This is a genomic window from Leptothrix sp. (in: b-proteobacteria) (assembly GCF_965250675.1).
GTDB lineage: Bacteria > Pseudomonadota > Gammaproteobacteria > Burkholderiales > Burkholderiaceae_C > Sphaerotilus.
Genome location: NZ_CBDFPH010000008.1, coordinates 449,157 through 475,021, shown reverse-complemented (window position 1 = coordinate 475,021; position 25,865 = coordinate 449,157). Strand labels below are relative to the sequence as shown.

Sequence of the window (25,865 nt, the reverse complement as noted above, 5' to 3'; positions counted from 1 at the left end):
AGCTTGGCGTTCACGCTTGGGGCGGAAACTGATTTGCACCACGTACAGCTAGGCACGAGTGCAAGCCAGAAGAGTCGACTAGTATGGCATGGACATCAGATCAGGTCAACACTCTTTTCGCTGTATTTGCATAGGATTCGAGTTCCATGCGCGACGCGCTCGACCCACTCAATACACCTCGGCATCGGGATCGGTCGCTTCAAGCTCGTAGCTGGCCGCCAGCATCGCCAATCGGGCGATCACGCCGTACATGTAGAAGCGGTTGGGCGCGCTTGCACCCGGTTTGGCACCGGGGCGCGGCAGGTGATGGCTCTCGGCAAATGCGAGAGGCACGAACTGCGCGCCGGGTGCGTTGAGGTTCTCATCGATGCCCCGGTCGGCGTGCACGCGGTAGAAGCCGCCCACCACGTAGCGGTCCATCATGTAGACCACAGGCTCGGCGACCGCTTCATTCATGCGCTCATAGGTGGGGACACCTTCCTGGATGATCACTTCAGTGACCTCCTGGCCGTCCTTCACCACGCTCATCTTGTTGCGCGTGCGGCGGTTGATCTCTTCGAGTTCCCTGGTGTCGCGCACCGTCATGATGCCCATGCCGTAGGTGCCGTTGTCGGCCTTGACGATCACGAACGGCTTCTCGTTGATGCCGTATTCCTTGTACTTGCGGCGGATCTTGCCCAGCAGCGCGTCGACGTTGCTGCGGATGCACTCGATACCGGCGCCCTCCGAGAAATTCACCTGCCCGCATGAGGTGTACATCGGGTTGATCAGCCACGGGTCCATGCCCAGCAGCTTGGCGAACTTCTTGGCCACTTCCTCGTAGGCCTGGAAATGATGCGTCTTGCGCCGTACCGCCCAACCCGCATGCAGCGGTGGCAGCAGGTATTGCTCGTGCAGGCCCTGCAGCACGGCCGGAATGCCCGCCGACAGGTCGTTGTTGAGCAGGATGGTGCAGGGATCGAAACCCTTCAAGCCCAGCCGGCGCGGCGTGCGCAGCAGCGGCTCGATCACCAGCTGCTCGCCGCTGGGCAGGTCGAGCGTCATCGGCTCCTTGACCTCGGGGTCGAGCGTGCCCAGCCGCACGTTCAGGCCGGCCTGCGTGAAGATCTCGCGCAGGCGTGCCACGTTGGTCAGGTAGAAGGTGTTGCGCGTGTGCTTTTCGGGGATCAACAGCAGGTTCTTGGCTTCGGGGCAGATCTTCTCGATCGCGGCCATCGCCGCCTGGACCGCCAGCGGCATCATCTCGGGCGTCAGGTTATTCCAGCCGCCCGGATAGAGATTGGTGTCGACCGGCGCGAGCTTGAAGCCCGCGTTACGCAGATCTACCGAGCTATAGAACGGCGGCGTGTGCTCCATCCATTCCAGCCGGAACCAGCGCTCGATGGCAGGCATCGATTCCAGGATACGGGCCTCCAGCTCGTTGATCGGGCCATTCAGTGCGGTGACGAGGTGAGGAACCATGATGAGTGCCGTTCGGTGCTGAGTCGGTCGATTCTAGGAAGCTCCGCACGTGGGGGTGGCGACCCAAAACAAAAGGGGCCGCACATGGCGACCCCTCTTTCAGATGAGGACGACCCGGAAACCCGAGCCGATCCGCAAACCTGCTGCTGACCTTACTTGTGATAAGCGGTCTCGCCGTGCGAGCTGATGTCCAGACCTTCGCGCTCTTCCTCTTCGGTCACGCGCAGGCCGATCACCAGGTCGACCACCTTGAAGGCGATCACCGAGACCACACCCGACCACACCACGGTGATCAGCACGGCCTTCAGCTGGACCATGAACTGCGCAGCCACCGAATAGACGTCCGGCGCAATCATGCCGACCGTGACCCAGTCGCCCACGGCGCTCGGGCCACCCAGGTTGGGCGAGTTGAAGACACCGGTCAGCAGCGCGCCGACGATGCCGCCAATGCCGTGCACACCGAAGACGTCGAGCGAGTCGTCCGCGCCCAGCAGCTTCTTCAGGCTGGTCACACCCCACAGGCAGGCGAAGCCGGCGATCAGGCCGATCACCAGGCCACCGACGATGCCCACGTTGCCCGCTGCCGGCGTGATCGCCACCAGACCGGCCACGGCGCCCGAAGCGGCACCCAGCATCGACGCCTTGCCCTTGAGCAGCGACTCACCCACGCACCAGGCCAGCACCGCAGCAGCGGTCGCGAAGAAGGTGTTGATGAAGGCCAGGGCGGCAAAGCCGTTGGCTTCCAGTGCCGAGCCGGCGTTGAAACCGAACCAGCCCACCCACAGCAGCGAGGCACCGACCATGGTCAGCGTCAGCGAGTGCGGCGTGAAGGCTTCGCGGCCATAACCGACGCGCTTGCCCGACATGTACGCGCCCACCAGACCGGCCACGGCCGCGTTGATGTGCACCACGGTGCCGCCAGCAAAGTCCAGAGCACCCATCTGCCAGATGTAGCCAGCCTTGGCATTCATCTCATCGACCACACCTGCGGCACTGTAGGCGTCCGGGCCCATCCAGAACCAGACCATGTGAGCCACCGGCAAGTAGCTGAAGGTGAACCAGATCACCATGAACAGCAGCACGGCGCTGAACTTCATGCGCTCGGCGAACGCGCCCACGATCAGTGCGCAGGTGATGCCCGCGAACGTGGCCTGGAAAGCGGCAAACACGATTTCCGGGATGTAGACACCCTTGCTGAACGTCGCGGCGTTGGCGAACGTGCCCGCCACGTTGTCCCACACGCCGTGCATCAGGATGCGGTCGAAGCCGCCGATGAAGGCGTTGCCCTCGGTGAAGGCCAGGCTGTAGCCGTACAGGGCCCACAGCACAACGATCAGCGAGAACGTGACCATCACCTGCATCAGCACCGACAGCATGTTCTTGGCGCGCACCAGGCCGCCGTAGAACAGCGCCAGGCCCGGCACCGTCATCAGGATGACGAGCAGCGTGGAGACCATCATCCAGGCGGTATCCGCCTTGTTGGGCACCGGCGCCGCAACGGCGGGCGCAGCATCCGCAGCCGGTGCGGCCGCTTCCACAGCCGCCGAAGCGGCCTCCATCACGGCCGATGCCGCCGCCGCAGGCTCGGAAGCCGCCTGCGCCAGCACACCGCCGGCAAAGCCCAGCACGGCCAGGCCCAGTACAAGTTTGGCTAGAAATTTCTTCATGGTTGTCTGTCTCGGGTAGAGGACTCGCGGGCGCTCAGAGCGCGTCTTTGCCGGTTTCGCCGGTGCGGATGCGCAGCACCTGCTCCAGCGTCGTCACGAAAATCTTGCCGTCACCGATCTTGCCGGTGCGGGCGGCGCCTTCGATGGCCTCGATGACACGTTCGACGACAGCGTCATCGACAGCCGCTTCGATCTTGACCTTGGGCAAGAAATCGACCACGTACTCGGCGCCGCGGTACAACTCGGTGTGGCCCTTCTGGCGGCCGAAGCCCTTGACCTCGGTCACGGTGATGCCTTGCACGCCGATGTTGCTGAGGGCTTCACGCACCTCGTCGAGCTTGAAGGGTTTGATGATGGCGGTGACCATTTTCATGGCGCTCTCCTGGTGGAGTTGACGGAACAGGACAAAGTGGGAACGCGGTTGCTTGAGATAAGCGCTGCGTTTCAGTGACCTCTATCTGCAGCTTCCATGCCATCTTTTGAGATGTGGATTTACCGCCGGGACGCCCCGATATGGCGCGCCATCCATGCGCCATATCGGCGCCATGCACCGTACACACACTCACAAGTTGCACCAATAAGGTGCAACCCCCAAAAGGGGGAATCGCGATCTGCGGCATCGTGCACACAATCCATCGCACTGACCGCTCTCGCCTCCGGGCGCATGCACCATGTCGCTCGCCCTGATTCACAGCCGCGCCCTGCTGGGCCTGCAGGCCCCGGAAGTCACGGTCGAAGTCCATCTGGCCAACGGTTTGCCGGGTTTTACTTTGGTCGGCCTGGCCGAGACCGAGGTCAAGGAAGCCCGCGAGCGTGTGCGCGCCGCACTGCAGAACAGCGGGCTGGACTTCCCGCACAACAAGCGCATCACCGTCAATCTGGCGCCGGCCGACCTGCCCAAGGAAGGCGGACGCTTCGATCTGCCGATCGCGCTGGGCATCCTCGCCGCCAGCGGCCAGATCGAGACGGCCGGTCTCGCCGAGATGGAATTCGCCGGCGAGCTGTCCCTGGCCGGCGACCTGCGCCCGGTACGCGGCGCACTCGCCATGGCGCTGGCCCTGCAGCGCAGCGCCCACCCGCGCTGGCTGGTGTTGCCCCAGGCCAGTGCACAGGAAGCCGCCCGGGTGCACGGCTTGCGCCTGCGCAGTGCCCGTCATCTGCTCGACGTGGTGCAGGCGCTGCAGGCCCCCGACGTCGCCCAGCCGCTGTCCACGCCGCAACCGAGCGAACCAGCACCGCCACCCCCGCTGCCAGACCTGCGTGAGGTCAAAGGCCAGACCGTCGCCAAGCGGGCGCTGGAAGTGGCAGCAGCAGGCGGCCACAGCGTTTTGCTGGTCGGCCCGCCGGGCACCGGCAAGTCGATGCTGGCGCAGCGGCTGGCGGGATTGCTGCCGGCGCTGACCGAGGCGCAGGCGCTGGAATCCGCCGCCATCCTGAGTCTGGCGGGCCAGTTTCACGCCGACCGCTGGGGCCGGCGGGTGCTGCGCTCGCCGCACCACAGCGCGTCATCGGTGGCGCTGGTGGGGGGTGGCTCGCCACCGCGGCCGGGCGAGATCTCGCTGGCGCACCATGGCGTGCTGTTCCTTGACGAACTGCCCGAATTTCCCCGTGCGGCACTTGAGGCGCTGCGCGAGCCGCTGGAAAGCGGCCGCATCACCATCTCCCGCGCCGCGCGGCAGGCCGAGTTCCCGGCGCGCTGCCAATTGATCGCCGCCATGAACCCCTGCCCGTGCGGCCAACTGGGCTCGCCGCTGCTGGCGTGTCGCTGCAGCCCGGAGCAGATCACGCGCTACCAGGGCAAGCTGTCCGGCCCGCTGCTTGATCGCATTGATCTGCGGGTGGAAGTGCTCTCGGTCGCTCCCGAAGCCCTGAGCGCCGCCCCCGACGGCGAGCCCAGCGTCCAGGTAGCAGAACGCGTGGCGCTGGCGCGCGAACGCCAGACCGCGCGCCAAGGCTGCAGCAACGCCGAACTCGACACCGCCGGACTCGACCTCCACGCCGCGCTGGCCGTCAACATCGCCGACTTCCTGCACGCCGCCGCGCGCCGGCTGGGCTGGTCCGGGCGCAGCGTGCACCGGGTGATGCGCGTGGCGCGCAGCGTGGCCGATCTGGCGGGCGCGCCGGCTGTCCAGATTCCGCACATCGCCGAGGCCATCCAGCTGCGCCGTGCCCTGCCGGGTGGCTGAGGTTGGTGGCTGAGATCGATGAGGCAGCGACAATTCAGCGCATGAGTGTGCGCATCTTTGTTGACCTGCCCCTGCAAGCCGGCCTGCGGCTTGATCTGCCTGCCGGCCCCGCCCGCCACGTCCAGGTGCTGCGGCTGCAGCCTGGCGGCGAGTTGCGGCTGTTCAACGGCCAGGGCGGCGAATGGACCGCCACCATCACGCAGATGAGCGGGCGCCAGCAGGTGCAGGTCGAGATCGGTGCGCCGCACGACGTCGACCGCGAGCTGCCCGACCACATCACGCTGGTGGCGGCGATGCCGGCCAACGACCGCTTCGAGTGGCTGATCGAAAAAGCCACCGAACTGGGCGCAGCGGCCATCGTGCCGGTGATGACCGAGCGCTCGGTGCTGCGCCTCTCCGGCGAGCGCGCCGAGCGCAAGCGCGAGCACTGGCAGGCGGTGGCCCAGGCTTCGGCCGAGCAATGCGGCCGCACGCGGGTGCCTGCGATCGCCACGCCGACCTCCCTGAGCCACGCGCTGCAGGCCGAGGCCGGCGACGCATCCTGCCCCGCCGACCTGCGCCTGCTGCTCAGCCTGGCAGACGCCCAACCGCTGCCGCAACGCCTGAACACCCACGAGCAAAGCCACTCAGCCCCCGCCCGCCTGCGCCTCTACAGCGGCCCCGAAGGCGGCTTCAGCCCGACCGAAGAAGCACTGCTGCGCCAGGCCGGCGCCCTGCCAACCAGCCTGGGCCCGCGCGTGCTGCGCTCTGAAACCGCGCCGCTGGCGGTGCTGGCCGTCATGGCGGCACGGGCACAGGCGCAAGGCTAGAACACCGCCACGGCGCGGATAGAATCCGCGCCGCACTCGTCATTGGGGAGTAGCCGCCCTGCGCCTTGCAGGGGTTCGCGTCAACACACTTGGCCACACCGGTCATGGCGCGCACAGCTTCCAGCCTGGCAAGACCTTTGACTGCATCGCCTCCGGAGGGCCGGGGTTGCGGTGTGGTCATTTGTCTTTCGTCCGGCCCGGAGCAAACACTGTGGAAGCCTTTCTGATCTCGACCGGCGTGGTCGCCCTGGGCGAAATGGGTGACAAGACCCAGTTGCTGGCCATGCTGCTGGCCGCCAAGTTCCGCCGTCCCGTCCCCATCATCCTCGGCATCCTGGTCGCCACCCTGGCCAACCATGCGCTGGCCGGCGCCGTAGGCGACTGGGTCGCGCAGGCGCTGGGCCCCAACCTGCTGCGCTGGGTGATCGGCGTCTCCTTCATCGCCATGGCCGGCTGGATGCTGATTCCCGACAAGATCGACGACGTCAACGCCGGCCACCAGCGCTTTGGCGTCTTCGGCACCACCGTGCTCGCCTTCTTCCTGGCCGAAATGGGCGACAAGACCCAGATCGCCACCGTCGCGCTGGCCGCGCGCTATCACGACCTGTTCGCGGTGGTGACCGGCACCACGCTGGGCATGATGCTGGCCAACGTGCCGGCCGTCTTCCTGGGGGACACGATTGCCCGCAAGATTTCGATGCGGCTGGTGCACGGCGTGGCTGCAGCCATTTTTGCCGCACTGGGCGTGCTCACGCTACTGAACGTCGGCCATCTCTTCTGAGCTGAGCGCCAGCCGTTGATCGCAGGTCAGAGCCGCCCGGAAGCGGTTCTGACTTCTTCGTCAAGGCAGTGCAACCCCGGCCTTGGTGATCACGCTCTGATGCGAATAGTCGCCCGCTGCCGGGCGTGCCAGGGTGAGCTTGGCCAACACGTCGTCCACGAAGCTCTGGGTGTAGAGCAGGTAGGTGTTGACGTAGCGGCCCGCCTTGTACACCACGCCCAGGGTGGCATAGCCGTCCTGGCCCGAGGCGATGAAGTCGTTGGTCACCAGCACGTAGGTCTTGGCGGGGTCGATGGCCGTCCACGCGCCGGTGGTCTTGTTGCGGATCTGGACATTGGTGAAGCGTGAGCCCTTGGCCTTGCTCATGTCGAGATTCCAGCGCAGGCCGGCAGCGTAGGGGTGTGCGCCGGTGGACGGCACGGTGGCGTCCAGATGGCTGGAAGCACCGTCCTCCAGCGCGGCCAGCATCTCGGCACCCGTCAGGCTGAGTTCGACCAGCACGTTGGTGAAGGGCAGCACCGTGAACGCGGTGTTCATGCTCAGCGTCCCGGCAGCCACCGGCACACGCACCCCTCCAGCGTTCTGCAGCGAGAAGTCCGCCCGCTTGCTGGCGCTCAGGAAGGCTTCCGCCACCACCTGGGCGGCATCACTGCCGCGCGCCAGGGTGTTGGCGGTTTCACACCCGGCCACACCCGCACTGCGATTGGTGCTCTCGCCCGGGACACGCACCAGGCAGAGTGCCTCGGACGCCGTGCCGATGGTGATGGCCTTCTGGGCCGCCACCTGGCCGCTGTAGGTCGACAGCGTCGTCACGGCAGCAGCATCCGGCGCCACGACCTTGACGGCCGGCTGGCTGGCCAGCTTGGCAATCAGCGCGGTGCGATCCGCCTCGGCCACGGTCTGCCACACGCCTGCACTGTCCTTGCGCTTGAAGGTGCTGCCGATGACCAGCGATGACTGGCCGCCGCAACTGCTGACGCTGCCGGCGTCGTTGAACTTGACGTTCATGAGCCCGAACGCCTTGGAATACTCCCAGGACTGGCCGATGCAGACCGTCTCGCCCGACTTGTTCCTGACCACGGTCGGGTAGGCGCCCGCGCTGCTGGTCACGCCCTGGGCCGTGAAATCGCCCAGCAGGGTGTGGGAGTCGCCACCGATGATCACGTCGACATCGGTCAGCTGCGCGGCCATGGCCTTGTCGGTTTCATAGCCCTGGTGGGTCATCAGCACGATGTGGCGGACGTCCTGCGCCTTCAGCTCGTCGATCGCCTTCTGGGCCGAGGCGGTCTCGTCGTTGAACTGTGTGGCGGCCAGCGGGCGCGAGGAGTTGAGCGTCTTGCCTGCGACGGTGATGCCGACGATGCCGACATTCACGCCGTCGATCTTCTTGATGACGTAAGGCGTCAGATAGGGCGCCGCGCCCGCGGGTGCCAGCGCGGTGCCCGCCTGCGGCACGATGTTGGCCGACAGCGTGGGCGTCTTGCAGCTGCCCTTGGCCAGTTCGTCCAGAAAGCCCTTGAGCACGCCGTCGCCATCATCAAACTCGTGGTTTCCGGGAATGAAGGCGTCGAAGCACACCGTGTTCATCATCTCGGCATCGGCACGGCCCTTGAAGAAGGTGTAGTACAGGGAGCCGGTCATGGCGTCCCCCGCATGGAGCTTGAGCAGGTTGGGGGTCGACGCCAGCGACTTGAACACCGTGGTCTGGCGCGCGAAGCCGCCCAGCTCCACCTGCGTGGCCACGCCGTCGAGCGTCAGTTCGGTGGCCGCAAAAGCGTCCAGCTGCGAGTGGTGATCGTTGATGTGGGCAATGTTCAGCTCGATCGGCTTGAACACCAGACGGGTCCCGCCGCCACCGCAGGCCGTCAGCACCAGACCGGTGAGAACCAGAGTGGCGGCACCCCACAGCGCGCGCGCCGGACGTTGAACGGAAAACAGGGATCTCGGGCGGAGGCTCATGCGGGGCTCGTGTGACAGTGGTGGGGAACTTCACAGTCTTGACACCTTCGGTGACACCGTCATGAAGCCCCGGCCGCGCACAAGGCCAGCCCCGCACCGGCTTGACAAGGAGGCCGCCGCCGGCAGTCATCGCGCAGGCCATGTAGGTGTTTGTCTGACAGGCCCGATGGCGCACGACCGACTCAAGTGCGAGAAATGGGCTGATGTTCGGGTCCAGTTCGAATCTTCACAATTCAAACCACGCTGACACATCAGCCCCACACATCGCAACACCTTCACCGCCACACCCCAGGAGCCGCATCATGAACACCGAACAAATCCTCGCCGAAATCCGCGAAACGAATTTGTCCTACCTGATGCTGGCCCAGAGCCTCATTCGCGCCGATCGCGAACAGGCCCTCTTCCGCCTCGGCGTCTCCGAAGAAACCGCCGCCATCCTCGAAGTGCTCTCGCCCTCGCAGATGATGAAAATCGCCGCCAGCAACACCCTGCTGTGCCGCATGCGCTTCGACGAAGACCTCGTCTGGAGCCTGCTGACCAACCACGGCAAGAGCGCCGCCAACGAAGGCGTCTCCCGCCTGCACGCCAGCATCCTCATCGCCGGCCGTCACCGCGAAGCCGCTTGAATGGTCTGAACCGGGTGTCTACTGTTGCCGGGCGCTGACATCGGGATCGCGTTAAGCTGCGCGTTCCAGCGATTCAAGGAACGAGCACCATGGCCACCAAAAGCATCCTGACCGAGGCGAAGCAGATCGAACGTGCTGTCACGCTGATCAAGCTCGGGGCCCGGTTGCAGGTGCTGGAGTCGGAAACCGACCTGTCCTACGAACGGCTGCTGCGGCTCTACAAGGAAGTGGCGGGCAAGTCGCCCAGCAAGGGCCAGCTGCCGTTCTCGACCGACTGGTTCATGACCTGGCAGCCCAACATCCACGCCAGCCTGTTCCTGAACACGCACGAATACCTGAACAAGGTGGCCGAACTCGAAGAGATCGACACCATCATCAAGGCCTACCAGCTGTATCTGGAGCAGACCCAGGCGCAGGGGCTGGAGCCGCAGCTGTCGATCACCCGGGCGTGGCGCCTGGTCAAGTTCATCGACAACGGCATGCTGACGATGACGGCGTGTTCCAAATGTGGCGGGCATTTCGTGACGCATCCGCACGAAATCGCCAAGCACTACGTCTGCGGCCTGTGCAACCCACCGGCACGCGCCGGCAAGGGCAAGGCCGCTGGCGGTTTGCAGATGCAATAGTTTTGCAATGGTTTTCTTGTGGTGAGTCTCCTCCTGGCCTCTGCGTGAGGTCTTGTAACGGGCTTGGTGCCAACGCACCAGGCCCGCTTTTTTGTGCGGTCAGGTTTGGGTGGCGATCTGGCGCAGCGCCTGCTCGAACACCTCGACCGGCTGGCCGCCCTGGATCAGGTGACGGTCGTTGATGATGATGGCCGGCACCGAGCGGATGCCCTGCTGCTGGTAGAACTGCTCGGCCTCGCGCACCTCGTCGGCGTAGTCACCTGAGGCCAGCACCTGGGCTGCGCGTTCGGCGTCCAGCCCGGCTTGGGCGGCGCAGCGCAGCAGCACGTCGGACGCGCCGGGGTTCTGGCCCTCGGTGAAGTAGGCGGCAAACAGTGCTTTCTTGAGCGCCAACTGCAAGCCCGGCGCCTCCAGCCCGGCCCAGTGCAGCAGGCGGTGGGCATCAAACGTGTTGTAGATGCGGTCGCGCAAATCCATGCGGAAGGTGAAGCCGAGGGCCGCGCCGCGCTGGCGGATGGCCTCGCGGTTGTGCGCGGTCTGCTCGGGCGCCATGCCGTACTTATGGCCCAGGTGCTCGCCGAGCTCCTGGCCTTCAGGGGGCATCTTCGGGTTGAGCTCGAAGGGCTGGAAGTGCAATTCCACCGGCACGGCGGGGCCGACGCGCTGCACGGCTTCTTCCAGCGCGCGCAGGCCGATCGCGCACCAGGGGCAGGACACATCGGAAACGAAATCAATTTTCATGGCGGGCAGAGGCAAACTGCAGTCAGAACAGGACAGGCATCCTAAAGCCGAGGAAACCCGATGAAACCCGACGTCCTGCAATCACTTCCAGCCGCCATGGGCTTGCTGACCGCGCTGGCGATCGGCCTGCTGATCGGGCTGGAGCGCGGCTGGCGCGACCGTGAACAGGCCGAAGGCACACGCGTCGCCGGGCTGCGCACCTTTGCGCTGCTGGGCCTGCTCGGCGGCGTGCTGGGCCATCTGGTCGACGACTTCGGCCCGTGGCCGCTGGCGCTGGGCCTGCTGGCGCTGACGGCGCTGCTGGCGGTGGCCTACTGGAACACACTGCAGTCGACCGGCAACCGCAGCATCACCTCGCACATCGCCATGCTGCTGACGCTGGCGCTCGGCGCCATGGCCGCGCGCGGTCAGATCGAGCTGGCACTCAGCGCGGCGGTGATCGTCACGGTGCTGCTCGACCTCAAGCAGACGCTGCACCAGGGGCTGCGCCTGATCGAGCACCGCGAACTCGCCGCCGGGCTGCAGTTGCTGGTGCTGTCGGTGGTGATCCTGCCCAACCTGCCCGACGCCGGCTTCGGCCCCTACCAGGCGCTCAACCCGTACCGGCTGTGGTGGGCGGTGGTGCTGATTGCCGGGCTGTCGATGGCCGGGCACCTGGCCATGCGCGTGAGCGGCCCGCAGCGCGGCATGCTGCTCAGCGGCCTGCTGGGCGGGCTGGCGTCGTCCACCGCCGCCACGCTCGCGCTGTCGCGCCACGCCCGCCAGGACCCGGCACTGCGCAGCGCGGCGGTGGCCGGCACGCTGGCGGCCAGCGGCACCATGTGCCTGCGCATGACTGCACTGCTGGCCATGCTGGCGCCGGGCCTGCTGATCGACCTGGGCCTGCCGCTGCTGGTGTCGGGCGCCTTGCTGCTGCTGGGCGGCGTGCGCATCTGGCGGCAGCGCTCGGACGCCGTGCCGCCCGCCAGCGAGGGCGAACAGGTCGCGCCCTTCGACCTCAGCACTGCGCTGGGCTTCGGCGTGTTTCTGGCGCTGATCGCGGTGCTGGTGCCCACCGTGCGCGAATGGCTGGGCGCGAGTGGCGTCTACGGGCTGGCAGCGCTGTCGGGACTGGCCGATGTTGATGCGATGCTGATCTCGCTGTCGAGCCTGCACAGCCAGGGCGGCCTCACCACCCAGACCACCGTGCTGGCGCTCAGCCTGACCATCGGCGTCAACATGCTGACCAAGGCCGGCATGGCATGGAGCGTGGGCGGGCAAGCGATGGGCGTGTCGGTGCTGCGTGGCTACGCGCTGGGCATGGGGCCGGGCGGCGTGGTGCTGCTGTTCCTGCTGATGCGTTAGGCGCACCACGCTCCGGCCCTCACTCCGGCCATTACTCCAGCGATTACTCCAGCCGGTAGCCCTGCGCCGCGTGCAGCGCCCAGCCACCGTCGCCAGCAAACTCCAGCACCTGCTGGTGGTACGCCAGCAGCGCGGGGCGGTGGCTGACGCTGACCGGCGTGATGGACACGTCGGCCAGCTGGCGGTAGAGCAGCGCCTCATTGGCGGCGTCGAGCGCGCTGGTGGCCTCGTCGAGCATGACGTAGCGCGGCCGGCTCAGCAGCACGCGGGCGAAGGCGAGGCGCTGCTGCTCGCCCACCGACAGCAGCTTGGCCCAGTCGTGCTCGATGTCGAGGCCGCCGACCCGGTCGGCCAGCGTCGGCAGGTTGACTTGGCGCAGCAGCGCGAGCAGCTCTTCATCCGAGACCTCGCGCTCGGGGTGCGGGTAGAGCAGCTGGCCGCGCAAGTCACCCAGCGTCAGGTAGGGCCGCTGCGGCAGGAACATCAACTCCGGCCCGGCCGGGCGCAACACGTGGCCGGAACCGGTGGACCACAACCCGGCGATGACGCGCAGCAGCGAACTCTTGCCCGTACCGCTCGGCCCGACGATCAGCAGCCCCTCGCCCGGGCGCACCCGCAGCGACAGGTCGCGCAGCAGCAGGTGCTCGCGGTTGGGCGTGAGCACGGTCAGGTGCGCGACCTCCAGCTGCGCGCCATGGCTGGACTGGATCAGCGCGCCGTCTTCGGCCTGCGGCACCGCCAGGGTCGCGGTGAACTCGTGCAGGCGGTCGACGCCGGCGGCGAAGCGGCTCAGGCTCTCGAAGTGCTCGACGATCAGCGTCAGCGCGCTCAGGATCGCCGCGAACGCGCCCGCCGCCTGCACCGCCCGGCCCACTTCCAGGCGGCCGGAGAGCACGTCGTCGGCCACGATGATGCTGGGCAGCACCAGCGTCACGAAGCTGTGCGCGTACTGGAACAGGTTGAGCTTGAACTGCCAGCGCAGCACCTGCTGGTAGTTGCGGAACAGTGCGTCGAACACGCGCCGAAGCACCGACATCTCCTGCGCCTCGCCGCTGTGGAAGGCGATCGACTCGGCCTGCTCGCGCACCCGCACCAGTCCGAAGCGGAAGTCCGCCTCGCGGCGCAGCTGCAGAAAATTCAGCCCGATCAGCCGCTGGCCGAACAGCGACGCGGTGAACCAGGTCGCCACCACCGCATAGCCCAGCAGAAAGTACACCAGCGTCTGCGAGATCGACCACAGCACGCTCGTGAACGCAGCCAGCTGGATCACCCCGCCCAGCACCACCAGCAGGAAGTAGATCGACTGGTGGCAGAAGCTGCTGACGTCTTCGGCGATGCGCTGGTCGGGGTTGTCCAGCGCGGCCTTCGCGTTGAGGTGGTAGTAGGCGCGCTGGCTGAAGTACCGCTCCAGCAGCTGGTGCGTCAGCCAGCGGCGCCAGTTCACACCCAACGTGTCGCGCACGTAGTAGTACAGCGCGTAGATCGGCACCGCCGCCACCAGGATGATGGTGAAGCGGCGGATCGCATCCCAGAAGCGTCCGGCATCACCGGCCGCCAGCGCCGAGGTCAGCTCGCCGGTTTCTTCGTTGAACATCACGTTGAAGCCGGTCTGGCCCAGCAACAGCACGACCAGCAACGCCAGCCAGCCGCGCGCGCGCCAGCGCTCATCAGACCGCCAATAGGGCGCGGCCATGCGCGTGAAGCGCTGCCAGAGGCGGGCATTGAAACCGGGAATGGGGGGGCTCATGGGCTGCACCACAGTGTGAGCGCCCGGCCCGATGGTGGCAAGCGTGACGCCGGCATGACAGCACTCAGCATTTGTTTATGCAAAAAATGCATGTAATCGCCATGTAATCGGTCAAGCCGAGACTGACACTGCTCCAAACGCATCCCGAAAGCCCTGCCGCGCAGTGTTTTCGAGATGCTTTTTTAACCTTGGAGCCCTCCCGATGAACCATCCCGCCATGGCTGGTGTGCAGCTGAATGCACCCACCTACGTCAAGAACGCCAAACTGATCGCCTGGGTGGCTGAAGTGGCCGCGCTGACCGAGCCCGCCCACATCTACTGGTGCGATGGCAGCCAGGAAGAGTACGACCGCCTCTGCCAGCAACTGGTCGACGCCGGCACCTTCAAGAAACTCAACCCCGCCAAGCGCCCGAACAGCTTCCTGGCCTGCTCGGACCCGAGCGATGTGGCGCGCGTCGAAGACCGCACCTACATCTGCAGCGAGCGCAAGCAGGACGCCGGCCCGACCAACAACTGGATGGCGCCCGCCGAGATGCGCGCGCTGCTGCAGACGGGTGAAAACGCGCTGTTCAAGGGCGCGATGCGCGGCCGCACGATGTATGTCGTGCCGTTCAGCATGGGCCCGCTGGGCTCGCCGATTGCGCACATCGGCATCGAGCTGTCGGACAGCCCGTACGTGGCCGTCAACATGCGCATCATGACCCGCATGGGCAAGGCCGTGTACGACGTGCTCGGCACTGACGGCGACTTCGTGCCCTGCGTGCACACCGTGGCGGCACCGCTGGAAGCCGGTCAAAAGGACGTGACCTGGCCGTGCAACAAGACCAAGTACATCGTCCACTACCCGGAGGCACGCGAGATCTGGTCGTACGGCTCCGGCTACGGCGGCAACGCGCTGCTGGGCAAGAAGTGCTTCGCGCTGCGGATTGCCTCGACGATGGGCCGTGACCAGGGCTGGCTGGCCGAGCACATGCTGATCCTGGGCGTGACCTCGCCCGAAGGCAAGAAGAGCCACGTCGCCGCCGCCTTCCCGAGCGCCTGCGGCAAGACCAACTTCGCCATGCTGATTCCGCCGTCCGAACTGGGCGACTGGAAGGTCACGACCATCGGCGATGACATTGCCTGGATCAAGCCGGTCGACGGCAAGCTGCGTGCCATCAACCCGGAAGCGGGTTACTTCGGCGTCGCGCCGGGCACCAACTTCAAGACCAACCCGAACTGCATGGCGAGCCTGGACAAGAACGTCATCTTCACCAACGTCGCGCTGACCGACGATGGCGATGTCTGGTGGGAAGGTATGACCGATGAGCTGCCCACCCACCTGATCGACTGGCAGGGCAAGGACTGGACGCCCGAGTCAGCGCTCGGTGCCGACGGCAAGCGCCGCCCGGCCGCGCACCCGAATGCGCGCTTCACCGTGGCCGCCACCAACAACCCGGCACTCGACCCCGAGTGGGACAACCCGGCCGGCGTGGCGATCGACGCCTTCATCTTCGGTGGCCGCCGCTCGACCACCGTGCCGCTGGTGACCGAAGCGCGCGACTGGGTCGAAGGCGTCTACATGGCCGCGACGATGGGCTCCGAGACCACCGCAGCCGCCGCAGGCCAGATGGGCGTGGTGCGCCGCGACCCGTTCGCCATGCTGCCCTTCATGGGCTACAACATGAGCGAGTACTTCCAGCACTGGCTCAACCTGGGCGCGCAGTTGCAGGCCGAAGGCGCGGCGCTGCCGGGCATCTTCTGCGTCAACTGGTTCCGCAAGGGCGCGGACGGCAAGTTCGTCTGGCCGGGCTACGGCGACAACATGCGCGTGCTGCAGTGGATGCTGGGCCGCCAGGAAGGCACGGCGCAGGGCACCGAGAACATCTTCGGCGTCAGCCCGGACTACGCGGATCTGGACTGGTCGGGACTGGACTTCGACGAAGCGCAGTTCGAGAGCGTCATCAGCATTGATCAAGCCGCATGGCAGCAGGAAATGGCCCTGCACGGCGATCTGTTCGAGCAACTGGCCTACGGCCTGCCCGCTTCACTGCTGGAGACCAAGGTACGCATCGAGGCGCGTCTGGGTCGGTAAAACGGATCGTTCATCGCCACTCAGGAGCCCGCCGATCACGGCGGGCTTTTTTCTGGGCGCGACATGGGAGCCAAGGCTCAGCGGCTGATGTCGTCTTGATAACGCAGTGCAGCAGCGCGCAGGTCGGCAGCGTATGAAGGCTGGGTCGATTCGTAGGTGTGGGCCCACTCGATCAGCTCTTCAGCGGTGCGCGGCTCGCCGGTTTGAACCGAGGTCAGTGCATGGGTCAGCTTGTTGATCATGCTCGAAACGGCGGCGAAGAAGCGCGAACCGAAAGCGTCAAAAGCGTTGGCGTGCTGGAAGGTCATTGATGCAGACATTTGAAACTCCTAAGGGTTAGTACCAATGGGATGAAGTCTAGGGTTAACCCTTGTTATGCGCAACGGTGCTTTTGTGAATTTTTGGTATTCATGTAGCGTATAACTTGGCCCATGAACTTCCGCACCCTCGACCTCAACCTGCTGCGCGTCTTTGACTCGGTGATGGCCGAGCGCAACCTCACGCGCGCCGCAGAACAGCTCGCCATGACCCAGCCCGCCGTCAGCAATGCGCTGCGCCGGCTGAAGGACGCCGTGGGCGAGACGCTGTTCACCCGCGCGGCCTTCGGTGTCAAGCCCACCGCCCACGCCGACGCGCTGTGGCCCGAGGTGCGCGCCGCGCTGACCCAGCTGCGCGAGGCGCTCGACCCGCGCGACTACGACCCGCGGACCCAGCCGCACACCTTCCATCTGGCCATGGCCGACGCCACCTCGTCGCGCCTGCTGCCCGCGCTGATGCAGCGGCTGGAGGCCGACGGTGCACTGGCCGACCTGCGCGTGCTGCCGCTGGGCACGCGCGACCCCAGCAAGCTGCTCGACCAGGGCGAGGCCGACATCGCCGTCGGCCACTTTCCGGAACTGATCTCACGCCTGAACGTGCAGGGCGCGCACTCGCCGCTGCGCCACCAGACGCTCTACGAGAGCGAGTACATCTGCGTCATGCGCGCCGGCCATCCGCTGGCGGCCAAGGACACGCTGACGCTGGACGACTACTGCGCCGCCCAGCACCTGCTGGTGAGCTTTTCAGGCCGGGGCCAGGGCCGGGTCGACGAAACGCTGGCGCCGCTCAACCGCAGCCGGCGCGTGGTGCTGGCCGTGAACCAGTTCTTCACCGCCGGGCTGGTGGTGGCGCAGACCGACCTGCTGACCGTGCTGCCACGCGCCTTTCTGGCCGTGACCGGCGTGGCCGATCAGCTGGTGGTGCGCGACCTGCCGCTGACGCTGCCGCCGCTGCAGGTCAGCGGCGTCTGGCACCGCCGCCACGACCGCCAGCCGGCGGTGAGCTGGCTGCTGCAGCAGATCATCGAGGTGGCACCGCACTGAACCCGTCGTCCCCGCGCCCCTCCCGTCATTCCCGCGAAGGCGGGAATCCAGGCGCGCCACCCTCACCGAGCGCCTGGGTCCCCGCCTTCGCGGGGACGACGGAGTGGCATCGCTCGCCCAGCCGTTCTCTCAGCGAGCCGTCAACTCCGCCCACAGATACGCATACTCCAGCGCCTGCAAATGCGCCCGCTGGCGGTTGTCGGCCGCGCCGCCGTGGCCGCCTTCGATGTTCTCGAAGTACAGCACCGGGTGGCCCAGTTCGCGCAGGCGGGCGACCATCTTGCGGGCGTGCGCCGGGTGGACGCGGTCGTCGCGGGTCGAGGTGCAGAACAGCACGCGCGGGTACTTCGCATCGGCGCGCAGCTGCTGGTAAGGGCTGTACTTCGAGATCCAGGCCCATTCCTCGGCCTGATCCGGGTCGCCGTACTCGGCCATCCACGAGGCGCCCGCCAGCAGGCGGTGGTAGCGCTGCATGTCCAGCAGCGGCACCTGGCAGACCACCGCGCCGAACAGCTCCGGCCGCTGCGTGAACGCCGCGCCCACCAGCAGCCCGCCGTTGCTGCCGCCCATGATGCCCAGCCGCGCCGGGCGGGTCACGCCGGTGGCGACCAGGTCTTCGGCCACGGCGATGAAGTCGTCATAGCTGCGCTGTTTGTGCTGCTGGATGGCGGCCTGGTGCCAGTCCGGCCCGAACTCGCCGCCGCCGCGGATGTTGGCCACCACCAGCACGCCGCCGCGCTGGTACCAGGCCAGCCCGAAGGCGCCCGAATACCAGGGCTGCATCGACACCTCGAAGCCGCCATAGCCGTAAAGCAGCGTCGGGTTGTCGCCGGTCGCCGTCACACCCGCAGGCCAGACGACGAAGTACGGTACCCGCGTGCCGTCGGCGCTGGTGGCAAAGCGCTGCTCGGCGCGCATGCCGGTGGCGTCGAAGTGGCTGGGGCGCTGCTTGACGATCTCGGGCGCACTTTCGGACGAGTCATCGGGCTGGTCGATCTGGCACAGCAGCAGCGAATCGGGCGTCAGGAAGTCGGCGTAGCTGACGAAGGTGGCCTCGGCCAGCGCGTCGTTGGCGGTCCACGGATCGTGCAGCGTCTGCAGGCTCAGCGTGCCGGGACCGGGCAACGCCAGCGGCTGGCGGCTCCAGACCTGTGCCGCCGCATCCCAGCGCAGCACCTCGACGCGGTTGGCGACCTGGTCCATCACGTTGAGCAGCAGTGCGTCGCGCGTCCAGTCGTAATCGTCCAGCGAGCAGGTCGGCGTCGGCGTGAACAGCGCCTGCCATTGCGGCGCGCCGCGCAAATAGGCGTCGGCCGGGCTGGCGAGCAGCGTGCCGGCGGTACGCGCGGTGCCGCCGATCAAGCCATCGCTGCGCAGCTGCAGCAGCGCCCAGCCTTGATGCAGATCGAGGCTGGCGTCGTCGGGCTTGTCCAGGCGCTGTAGCGCGGGCGCAGCAGCCTGCGCGTCGTCGAGCAGAAAGGCCTCGCTGCTGTAGAAGTCGACCGAGCGCCCCACACAAACGCGCAGCAGTCCGGGCGCGCGTTCGACGCTGGCCCAGGCGGACACGTCGCTGGCCTGGCCTTCGAACAGCGTCTCAGCCGCCGTCAGCGGCGTGCCGCGCCGCCAGCGCTTGACGATGCGCGGGTAGCCCGAATCGGTCAGGCTGCCGGGACCGAAATCGGTGCCGACCAGCAGGGTGTCTTCGTCCAGCCAGGACACATCGCTCTTGGCCTCGGGCAGCGTGAAGCCGTCGGGGACGAAGGCGCGACTGGCCAGATCGAACTCGCGCACCACCGCGGCATCAGCGCCGCCACGCGACAGGCTCAGCAGCGCCCGGCGGCGCTCGGGCGCCAGCACGGAGGCGCCTTTCCAGACCCAGTTCTCGCCCTCGGCGGCGCCCAGCGCGTCCAGGTCGAGCAGCGTGTCCCACAACGGCTCGGCCTCGCGGTAGCTCGCCAGCGAGGTGCGGCGCCACAGGCCACGCGGGTGGTCGGCGTCCTGCCAGAAGTTGTAGAAGAACTCACCGCGCCGGGCCACGGCCGGGATGCGCGCGCGGTCGTTCAGCAGCGCCAGCAGCTGCGGCTGCAGCGCCTGGTACTCGGGCCGGGCGGTCAGCTCGGCCTGCGACTCGGCGTTGCGCTCGCGCACCCAGGCCAGTGCGGCGTCGCTGTCGACGTCCTCCAGCCAGAGATACGGGTCTTGCGGATCTTGCGGGGCCTTCAGGACGTCGGACATGGTGAGTTCACCTCAAGCGTAGGGATCGGCAAAGCCGAGCGCGGCCAGCACCTCGCGCTCGCGGCTTTCCATGAACTCGGCGGCTTCGAGCGATTCGGGGTCCTCGCCTTCATGGTCGTAGCCCTGCGCGTGCAGCGTGCCGTGGACCAGCAGGTGGGCGTAGTGGGCGGCCAGGTCCTTGCCGGCGGCCAGCGCCTCGGCCTCGACCACCGGCGCGCACAGCACCAGGTCGGCGGTCACCACCGGCTCGGCGGTGTAGTCGAAGGTCAGCACGTTGGTGGCGTAGTCCTTCTGGCGGTAGTCGCGGTTCAGGGCCAGGCCCTCTTCGGCGCCGACGATGCGCACGGTGATCTCGCCGGGCGCTTCCAGCGCGGCGCGCACCCAGCGCGCCACCTTGTGGCGCGGCAGCAGCGCGCGGTGGCGCGGATCGGCGAATTGCAGCGACAGGCTCAGTTCGGGGCGGGCAGCGGGCATGGCAGGTGACTCGGTTCGGGGTGAAATCAGCGGTGGCGCGGGATCGGCGGCGGGGCGGACACCGCGTCATAGGCCTGCACGATGCGCGCGACCAGCGGGTGGCGCACCACGTCGGCGGCGATGAAGCGGGTGTGGGCGATGCCGCGCACGTCGCGCAGCACCTCGGCGGCGTCGATCAGGCCGCTTTTCTGGCCGCGGGCCAGGTCGATCTGGCTGACGTCGCCGGTGACGACGCAGCGCGAGCCGAAGCCGATGCGGGTCAGGAACATCTTCATCTGCTCGGGCGTGGTGTTCTGCGCCTCGTCGAGGATGATGAAGGCGTGGTTGAGCGTGCGCCCGCGCATGAAGGCCAGCGGCGCGACCTCGATCAGGCCCTTCTCGAAGGCCTTGGCCACGCGGTCCAGCCCCATCAGGTCGTAGAGCGCGTCGTAGAGCGGGCGCAGGTAGGGGTCGACCTTCTGCGACAGGTCGCCGGGCAGGAAGCCCAGCCGCTCGCCGGCCTCGACCGCCGGGCGCGTCAGGATGATGCGCTGCACGGCGTTGCGCTCCAACGCGTCGACCGCACACGCCACCGCCAGAAAGGTCTTGCCGGTGCCGGCCGGGCCGATGCCGAAGGTGATGTCGTGGCTGAGGATGTTGCGCAGGTAGGTCGTCTGGTTGACGGTGCGCCCGGCCAGATCGGGGGGCGGCGCGTGCGCAGCACCAGATCGGGCTCGGCGGCGCTGGCCTCGCCGGCGGCGCCCGGGCGCTCGTCGCCCTGCATGGCCTGCAGCAGCATCAGCTGCAGCTGCACCGGCTCCAGCGGCCCGGCGGCCTGGTCGTAGATTTGCTGCAGCAGGGCGACGGTGCGTTCGGCATCGCTGCGCTCGCCTTCGACCCGGAAGGTGTCGTTGCGGCGGCGGATGTCGACGTTCAACGCTGCCTCGATGCTGCGCAGGTGCTCGTCGAGCGGGCCACAGACATGCGCCAATCGGCGGTTGTCGGGCGAAATGAAGGCGTGGCTGAGGATCAAGGGCTGGCGCGTGATATTTCGGGCAAGGCCCGGGGCTGTGATTGTCGCCGGGTCCCTTCCGGCAGGTGGGCTCCGGCAGAATCAAAAATTCTGCGTTTGACCCTCATCTGAACCCTGCTTGTGACCGAATCTGCCGCGCCCAGTAATACGCAAGACCCCGCCGGATGGTGGGGCCGTCTGATGCAGGCCGGCGGTCAAGGCGCATGGCCGGCAGGGTCGGCGCTGTTGTCCATCCTCCACCCGGCCCGCTGGGGCGCGCTGCTGCTGGCGGTGGCGCTGATCGGGCTGTGGATGCTCGCTCGCACCGCCCCCGCGCTGCCCGCCGGCACGCTGCAACTGACCCGCGCCGAGCGCGTGCACAGCGACGCCAGCCAATACCCCGCCGCGCTGGCCGCCAGCACCGTGGCGCTGCCCGACGCCTGGCGCTTCACCTCGCGCGGCGACAGCCCCTACTGGTATCGCCTGCGCTTCGACCTGCCCGGCGGCGCAGCGGCGCTGACTCAGCAGGCCCCGCTGCTGGGCGCGTACGTGCCACAGATCTGCTCCGATTTCGAGGTACAGCTCAACGGCCACCGCATCCACAGCCGCGGCCTGGCCACCGCCTCCGGCACCGAGTCCCGCCCGACCCGCTGCCTGGAAGCCGCGCTGCTGGCCCTGCCGCCGGCGCTGCTCTTGCCCGCCGGCAACCTGCTCGACGTGCGCCTGGACGCGCCGCTGCTGGCACAGGTGGTCACGCCCGAGCGCGCCGGCCGGCTCGCCCCGGTCACGATCGCGCCGCTCGCCGCGCTGGAGCCGCTGCTGCGGCGCAGCGTGGCCTACAACCTGGAAACCACCCACGCGCTGGCCACGCTGGCTGGCGTGATCGGGCTGGCTGCGCTGGCGCTGGCCGCGCTCAGCCGGCTGAACTATCTGGTCTATTTCGGCAGTGCCAGCCTGGGCTGGGCGGCGCTGCTGGCGCTGCTCAGCGGCGCGAGCCTGCCGCTGTCGGCCGCCTGGACCGAGGTGCTGCTGTGCGCACTGAGCCAGGCGGTGGCGGTGGCCGGCGTGCTGTTCCTGCTGCGCTACTGCGGCCTGCGGCTGGCGTGGCTGGAAACCTCGCTCGCGCTGCAGTGCCTGATCGTGCCGCTGACGCTGGCGGTGGCCTCGCTCGATCGCCTCAACAGCGTGGCACGGCCGTGGCAGATCATCATGGTGCTGGAGGTGGCTGTGACGCTGTGCGTGTTTCTGCGCCGCGCCTGGCAATATTCGCGCGCCGATTTCTGGATCGCCACCAGCGCGCTCGCCAGCTTTGCGCTGACCCTGCTGCATGAACTGCTGATGAGCCCCGGCCCGGTGCTGCTGCCCGGCAAGCACGCCGTGAGCGTGGGGCTGGCGGTGATGTTTGCCGGCATGGTCTGGCGCATGCACCAGCTGTTCCAGAACGCCATCGAGGTGGCCGAGCAGGCCCGCGCCGAGGCCGACCAGCGCGCCATCGACGTCAGCGCCAACATGGAGCAGAACTACGTCCAGATGGCCGAACTGCGCGTCGAGCAGGTCACCACCAAGGAGCGCAAGCGCATCGCCGCCGACCTGCATGACGACCTGGGCGCCAAGCTGCTGACCATCGTCCACACCAGCGAGAACGAGCGCATCGCCACCCTGGCGCGCGAGGCGCTGGAAGAAATGCGCCTGTCGGTGCGCGGCCTGACCGGCCGCGCCATGCTGCTGGGCGACGCCATCGGCGACTGGCGCAGCGAGGTCATGAGCCGGCTCTCGCAAGGCGGGGTCGAGCTGGCCTGGAACACCCCCGACGAGCTGCTGATGAGCGAACGCGCGCTGAGTGCCCGCGCCTACGTGCAGACCACCCGCATCCTGCGCGAGGCGGTCAGCAACGTGCTCAAGCACAGCGGCGCCACGCGCAGCGAGATCACCATCCGGCAGGACCTCAACGACTTCGAACTGACCATCTCCGACAACGGCCGTGGCATCCCGACCGAGATGGACGGCAAGCTCGACCGCGGCCACGGCATGTCGACCATGAAGGGCCGCGCCAAGCAGCTGCAGGGCCAGTGCCTGGTCGAGTCCGGCCCGGGCTATGGCACCACCATCCGGCTGACGCTGCCGCTGTGAGAGCGACAAAGACAGCGAGCGCCACCGCAGCCGCAGCGCGGCTCAAGATTTGCTGCAGTACGCCGATACTGAAACAACCCGCAATTTCACCCCTTTAGCCCTTTAACCGGCCGCCCCCAGGCGGAGCGCCCATGAAACAGATCCTGCTGCTCGAAGACCTGCCCGAGATCCGTGCCTACCTGCGCGCCCTGGTGCTGCAAGTGTTCCCCGGCTCGACCGTGGTGGAGGCCGCACGCGTCCACGACGCGCTGCAACAGGTCACCCACCACCGCTTCGACCTGGCGATGGTCGACCTCGGCCTGCCCGACGGCTCGGGCGTCAAGGTCGTGCAGGCGCTGCGCGATGCGCAGCCCGACGCGCAATCGGTCGTGGTCACCATCCACGACGACGACGACCACCTCTTCCCCGCGCTGCAGGCCGGCGCCTACGGCTACCTGCTGAAAGAGCAGCCGCGCGAGCAGCTGATGGAGCACCTGCAGCGCATCAGCCAGGGCGAGCCGCCGCTGTCGCCGTCGATCGCCCGGCGCATGATTTCCTACTTCTCGGCCCAGGCGCGCAAGCCGCTGGCCGGCCTGCCCGCCGCCGTGGTCGACCAGCTCATGCCCAGCGTGTCGCTCACCGACCGCGAGCGCGAGGTGCTGCTGCGCGTCGCCAAGGGCTACACGCTGCCCGAAATCGGCACCCAGCTCGGCCTGAGCCGCCACACCATCGCCGACTACGTCAAGCAGATCTACCGCAAGCTCAACGTGAGCTCGCGCGCCGAAGCCGCCCTCGAAGCCCAGCGCCTGGGCCTGTTCGGCCGCTGAATGTCTGCCCCCGGCTGCGGCGTACCGCAGCCACCCCCCCCGTGGGGGTCGCGGGCCGGCTGGGGGCGGTCCGGCGCTGGCCCGTGCGGCTTCGACCATCACCGCCCCCAGGCAAGGCCACGGGCTGGCGTGCTGACTACACTGACTGCCATGATCGGACGACTCACGGGCACCCTGGCGGAGAAGTCTCCGCCGCATCTCCTCATCGATGTACAAGGCGTCGGCTACAACGTCGACGTGCCGATGAGCACCTTCTACAACCTGCCGCCGCTGGGCGAGCGCGTCGTGCTGCTGACGCACTTCGTCGTGCGCGAGGACGCGCAGCTGCTGTTCGGCTTCCTGACCGCCGAAGAGCGCGGCACCTTCCGCCAGCTGCTCAAGATCAGCGGCATCGGCGCGCGCATGGCGCTGTCGCTGCTGTCGGGCCTGAGCGTGGCCGAGCTGGCGCAGGCCGTCACCACCCAGCAGGTCGGCCGGCTCGTCAAGGTGCCCGGCATCGGCAAGAAAACCGCCGAGCGCCTGCTGCTTGAGCTCAAGGGCAAGCTCGGCGCCGACCTGGGCCTGCCCGGCGCCACGCCGCAGAGCGACGCCCAGGCCGACATCGTCCAGGCGCTGATCGCGCTCGGCTACAACGACCGTGACGCCGCCGCCGCCATCAAGTCGCTGCCGGCCGACGTGAGCGTGAGCGACGGCATCAAGCTCGCGCTCAAGGGCCTGGCCTGACGCGGCCGACGCCTGCGAAATCCCCTGATGACACTTCACTGAGGAGCGCCCATGGCCATCCAGACCGACTCCTTCGCCGCCGCGCCGCCCTCCCCGCTGCGCATGGTCAGCACCGCGCCGACCTCGCCGCGCGAGGAAGCCCTTGAGCGCGCGCTGCGCCCCAAGCTGCTCGATGAATACGTCGGCCAGGCCAAGGCGCGCGAGCAGCTGGAGATCTTCATCGGCGCGGCCAGGATGCGCGGCGAGGCACTCGACCACGTGCTGCTCTTCGGCCCGCCCGGCCTGGGCAAGACCACGCTCAGCCACATCATCGCGGCCGAGCTGGGCGTCAACCTGCGCCAGACCAGCGGCCCGGTGCTGGAGAAACCCAAGGACCTGGCCGCCATCCTGACCAACCTCGAGAAGAACGACGTCCTCTTCATCGACGAAATCCACCGCCTCAGCCCCGTGGTCGAGGAAATCCTCTACCCCGCGCTGGAGGACTACCAGATCGACATCATGATCGGCGAGGGCCCGGCCGCCCGCAGCATCAAGCTCGACCTGCAGCCCTTCACGCTGGTGGGCGCCACCACGCGCGCCGGCATGCTGACCAACCCGCTGCGCGACCGCTTCGGCATCGTCGCCCGGCTGGAGTTCTACACGCCCGAAGAACTCTGCCGCATCGTCACCCGCTCAGCCAGCCTGCTCAACGCCCCGATCGACCCGGAAGGCGCCATGGAAGTGGCGCGCCGCTCGCGCGGCACCCCGCGCATCGCCAACCGCCTGCTGCGTCGCGTGCGCGACTACGCCGACGTCAAGGGCGACGGCCGCATCGTCAAGACCCTGGCCGACCTGGCGCTGGCCATGCTCGACGTCGACCCGCGCGGCTTCGACGTCATGGACCGCAAACTGCTCGAAGCCGTGGTCCACCGCTTCGACGGCGGCCCGGTCGGACTCGACAACGTCGCCGCCGCCATCGGCGAAGAGTCCGGCACCATCGAAGACGTCATCGAGCCCTACCTCATCCAGCAAGGCTTCCTGCAACGCACCCCACGCGGTCGCATCGCCACGCTGGCCGCATACCGGCACCTGGGCGTGACGCCGCCGAGCAAGGCCGGGGCGGCGGATTTGTTCGGGGTGTGATC

Annotated in this window: 21 protein-coding genes, 1 pseudogene and 1 riboswitch; of the genes and pseudogenes, 12 read left to right on the top strand and 10 right to left on the bottom strand. The window is 67.7% G+C overall.

The genetic code is table 11. The annotated features are described in order from the left end of the window. Positions 1 to 168: 168 nt before the first annotated feature. From gshA to AC5IG3_RS11450, 3 genes are all read right to left on the bottom strand, one after another. Complete coding sequence (gene gshA, locus AC5IG3_RS11460) at positions 169 to 1,461, bottom strand: glutamate--cysteine ligase (protein WP_491906433.1); 1,293 nt, start codon at positions 1,459 to 1,461, stop codon at positions 169 to 171. Positions 1,462 to 1,613: 152 nt separating this feature from the next. Then, positions 1,614 to 3,128 carry an ammonium transporter gene (locus tag AC5IG3_RS11455; protein ID WP_491906432.1) on the bottom strand — a complete coding sequence of 505 codons (1,515 nt, stop codon included), beginning with the start codon at positions 3,126 to 3,128 and terminating at the stop codon, positions 1,614 to 1,616. 34 nt (positions 3,129 to 3,162) lie between these two features. Further along, complete coding sequence (locus tag AC5IG3_RS11450) at positions 3,163 to 3,501, bottom strand: P-II family nitrogen regulator (RefSeq protein ID WP_491906431.1); 339 nt, start codon at positions 3,499 to 3,501, stop codon at positions 3,163 to 3,165. 298 nt (positions 3,502 to 3,799) lie between these two features. Here AC5IG3_RS11450 and AC5IG3_RS11445 point away from each other — a divergent pair, with 298 nt between their 5' ends. The 3 genes from AC5IG3_RS11445 (at position 3,800) to AC5IG3_RS11435 (ending at position 6,904) form a co-directional block, all read left to right on the top strand. After that, complete coding sequence (locus tag AC5IG3_RS11445; protein ID WP_491906430.1) at positions 3,800 to 5,314, top strand: YifB family Mg chelatase-like AAA ATPase; 1,515 nt, start codon at positions 3,800 to 3,802, stop codon at positions 5,312 to 5,314. Between the two features lie 41 nt (positions 5,315 to 5,355). Further along, complete coding sequence (locus tag AC5IG3_RS11440; protein WP_491906429.1) at positions 5,356 to 6,123, top strand: 16S rRNA (uracil(1498)-N(3))-methyltransferase; 768 nt, start codon at positions 5,356 to 5,358, stop codon at positions 6,121 to 6,123. 32 nt (positions 6,124 to 6,155) lie between these two features. Beyond that, positions 6,156 to 6,327, top strand: a riboswitch (yybP-ykoY riboswitch). A gap of 7 nt (positions 6,328 to 6,334) precedes the next feature. After that, positions 6,335 to 6,904: a TMEM165/GDT1 family protein gene (locus tag AC5IG3_RS11435; protein ID WP_491906428.1), complete on the top strand. Its 570-nt coding sequence runs from the start codon at positions 6,335 to 6,337 to the stop codon at positions 6,902 to 6,904. 60 nt (positions 6,905 to 6,964) lie between these two features. On the opposite strand, the gene AC5IG3_RS11430 is transcribed toward AC5IG3_RS11435, so the two are convergent. Next, positions 6,965 to 8,863: a bifunctional metallophosphatase/5'-nucleotidase gene (locus AC5IG3_RS11430; RefSeq protein WP_491906427.1), complete on the bottom strand. Its 1,899-nt coding sequence runs from the start codon at positions 8,861 to 8,863 to the stop codon at positions 6,965 to 6,967. A 302-nt stretch (positions 8,864 to 9,165) separates the two neighbouring features. On the opposite strand from AC5IG3_RS11430, the gene flhD reads away from it, so the two are divergent. Further along, on the top strand, positions 9,166 to 9,489 hold the full coding sequence (gene flhD / locus AC5IG3_RS11425; RefSeq protein WP_491906426.1) for a flagellar transcriptional regulator FlhD: 324 nt from the start codon (positions 9,166 to 9,168) through the stop codon (positions 9,487 to 9,489). 89 nt (positions 9,490 to 9,578) lie between these two features. Then, positions 9,579 to 10,115: a flagellar transcriptional regulator FlhC gene (gene flhC / locus AC5IG3_RS11420; RefSeq protein WP_491906425.1), complete on the top strand. Its 537-nt coding sequence runs from the start codon at positions 9,579 to 9,581 to the stop codon at positions 10,113 to 10,115. 99 nt (positions 10,116 to 10,214) lie between these two features. Here the strand turns inward: flhC and AC5IG3_RS11415 are convergent, their stop codons facing one another. After that, complete coding sequence (locus AC5IG3_RS11415) at positions 10,215 to 10,856, bottom strand: DsbA family oxidoreductase (protein WP_491906424.1); 642 nt, start codon at positions 10,854 to 10,856, stop codon at positions 10,215 to 10,217. A 60-nt stretch (positions 10,857 to 10,916) separates the two neighbouring features. On the opposite strand from AC5IG3_RS11415, the gene AC5IG3_RS11410 reads away from it, so the two are divergent. Beyond that, positions 10,917 to 12,200, top strand: coding sequence for an MgtC/SapB family protein (locus tag AC5IG3_RS11410; RefSeq protein ID WP_491906423.1), 1,284 nt, complete (start codon positions 10,917 to 10,919; stop codon positions 12,198 to 12,200). 43 nt (positions 12,201 to 12,243) lie between these two features. Here the strand turns inward: AC5IG3_RS11410 and AC5IG3_RS11405 are convergent, their stop codons facing one another. Then, complete coding sequence (locus AC5IG3_RS11405; RefSeq protein ID WP_491906422.1) at positions 12,244 to 13,947, bottom strand: ABC transporter ATP-binding protein/permease; 1,704 nt, start codon at positions 13,945 to 13,947, stop codon at positions 12,244 to 12,246. 202 nt (positions 13,948 to 14,149) lie between these two features. Here AC5IG3_RS11405 and AC5IG3_RS11400 point away from each other — a divergent pair, with 202 nt between their 5' ends. After that, positions 14,150 to 16,021, top strand: coding sequence for a phosphoenolpyruvate carboxykinase (GTP) (locus tag AC5IG3_RS11400; RefSeq protein WP_491906421.1), 1,872 nt, complete (start codon positions 14,150 to 14,152; stop codon positions 16,019 to 16,021). A gap of 77 nt (positions 16,022 to 16,098) precedes the next feature. Here AC5IG3_RS11400 and AC5IG3_RS11395 read toward each other — a convergent pair whose 3' ends face one another. Next, a complete protein-coding gene (locus AC5IG3_RS11395; protein WP_491906420.1) occupies positions 16,099 to 16,341 on the bottom strand; it encodes a hypothetical protein in 243 nt (80 codons plus the stop codon). Between the two features lie 111 nt (positions 16,342 to 16,452). On the opposite strand from AC5IG3_RS11395, the gene AC5IG3_RS11390 reads away from it, so the two are divergent. Further along, the gene (locus AC5IG3_RS11390; RefSeq protein WP_491906419.1) at positions 16,453 to 17,382 is read left to right on the top strand and encodes a LysR family transcriptional regulator; all 930 of its coding nucleotides are present in this window, start codon (positions 16,453 to 16,455) and stop codon (positions 17,380 to 17,382) included. Between the two features lie 129 nt (positions 17,383 to 17,511). Here AC5IG3_RS11390 and AC5IG3_RS11385 read toward each other — a convergent pair whose 3' ends face one another. From AC5IG3_RS11385 to AC5IG3_RS11375, 3 genes and pseudogenes are all read right to left on the bottom strand, one after another. Beyond that, a complete protein-coding gene (locus AC5IG3_RS11385) occupies positions 17,512 to 19,617 on the bottom strand; it encodes a prolyl oligopeptidase family serine peptidase (protein WP_491906418.1) in 2,106 nt (701 codons plus the stop codon). 12 nt (positions 19,618 to 19,629) lie between these two features. After that, positions 19,630 to 20,091: an rRNA maturation RNase YbeY gene (ybeY, locus tag AC5IG3_RS11380; RefSeq protein WP_491906417.1), complete on the bottom strand. Its 462-nt coding sequence runs from the start codon at positions 20,089 to 20,091 to the stop codon at positions 19,630 to 19,632. Positions 20,092 to 20,117: 26 nt separating this feature from the next. Continuing rightward, positions 20,118 to 21,103, bottom strand: a pseudogene (locus AC5IG3_RS11375) (PhoH family protein). Between the two features lie 225 nt (positions 21,104 to 21,328). Here AC5IG3_RS11375 and AC5IG3_RS11370 point away from each other — a divergent pair. The 4 genes from AC5IG3_RS11370 to ruvB all read left to right on the top strand — a co-directional run bounded on the left by AC5IG3_RS11370 (position 21,329) and on the right by ruvB (position 25,863). Then, complete coding sequence (locus tag AC5IG3_RS11370) at positions 21,329 to 23,212, top strand: sensor histidine kinase (RefSeq protein ID WP_491906416.1); 1,884 nt, start codon at positions 21,329 to 21,331, stop codon at positions 23,210 to 23,212. 131 nt (positions 23,213 to 23,343) lie between these two features. After that, positions 23,344 to 24,018, top strand: a complete 675-nt coding sequence (locus AC5IG3_RS11365) for a response regulator (RefSeq protein WP_491906415.1) — start codon at positions 23,344 to 23,346, stop codon at positions 24,016 to 24,018. A gap of 150 nt (positions 24,019 to 24,168) precedes the next feature. Further along, on the top strand, positions 24,169 to 24,741 hold the full coding sequence (gene ruvA / locus AC5IG3_RS11360) for a Holliday junction branch migration protein RuvA (protein WP_491906414.1): 573 nt from the start codon (positions 24,169 to 24,171) through the stop codon (positions 24,739 to 24,741). Between the two features lie 51 nt (positions 24,742 to 24,792). Continuing rightward, complete coding sequence (ruvB, locus tag AC5IG3_RS11355) at positions 24,793 to 25,863, top strand: Holliday junction branch migration DNA helicase RuvB (protein WP_491906413.1); 1,071 nt, start codon at positions 24,793 to 24,795, stop codon at positions 25,861 to 25,863. Positions 25,864 to 25,865: the final 2 nt, after the last annotated feature.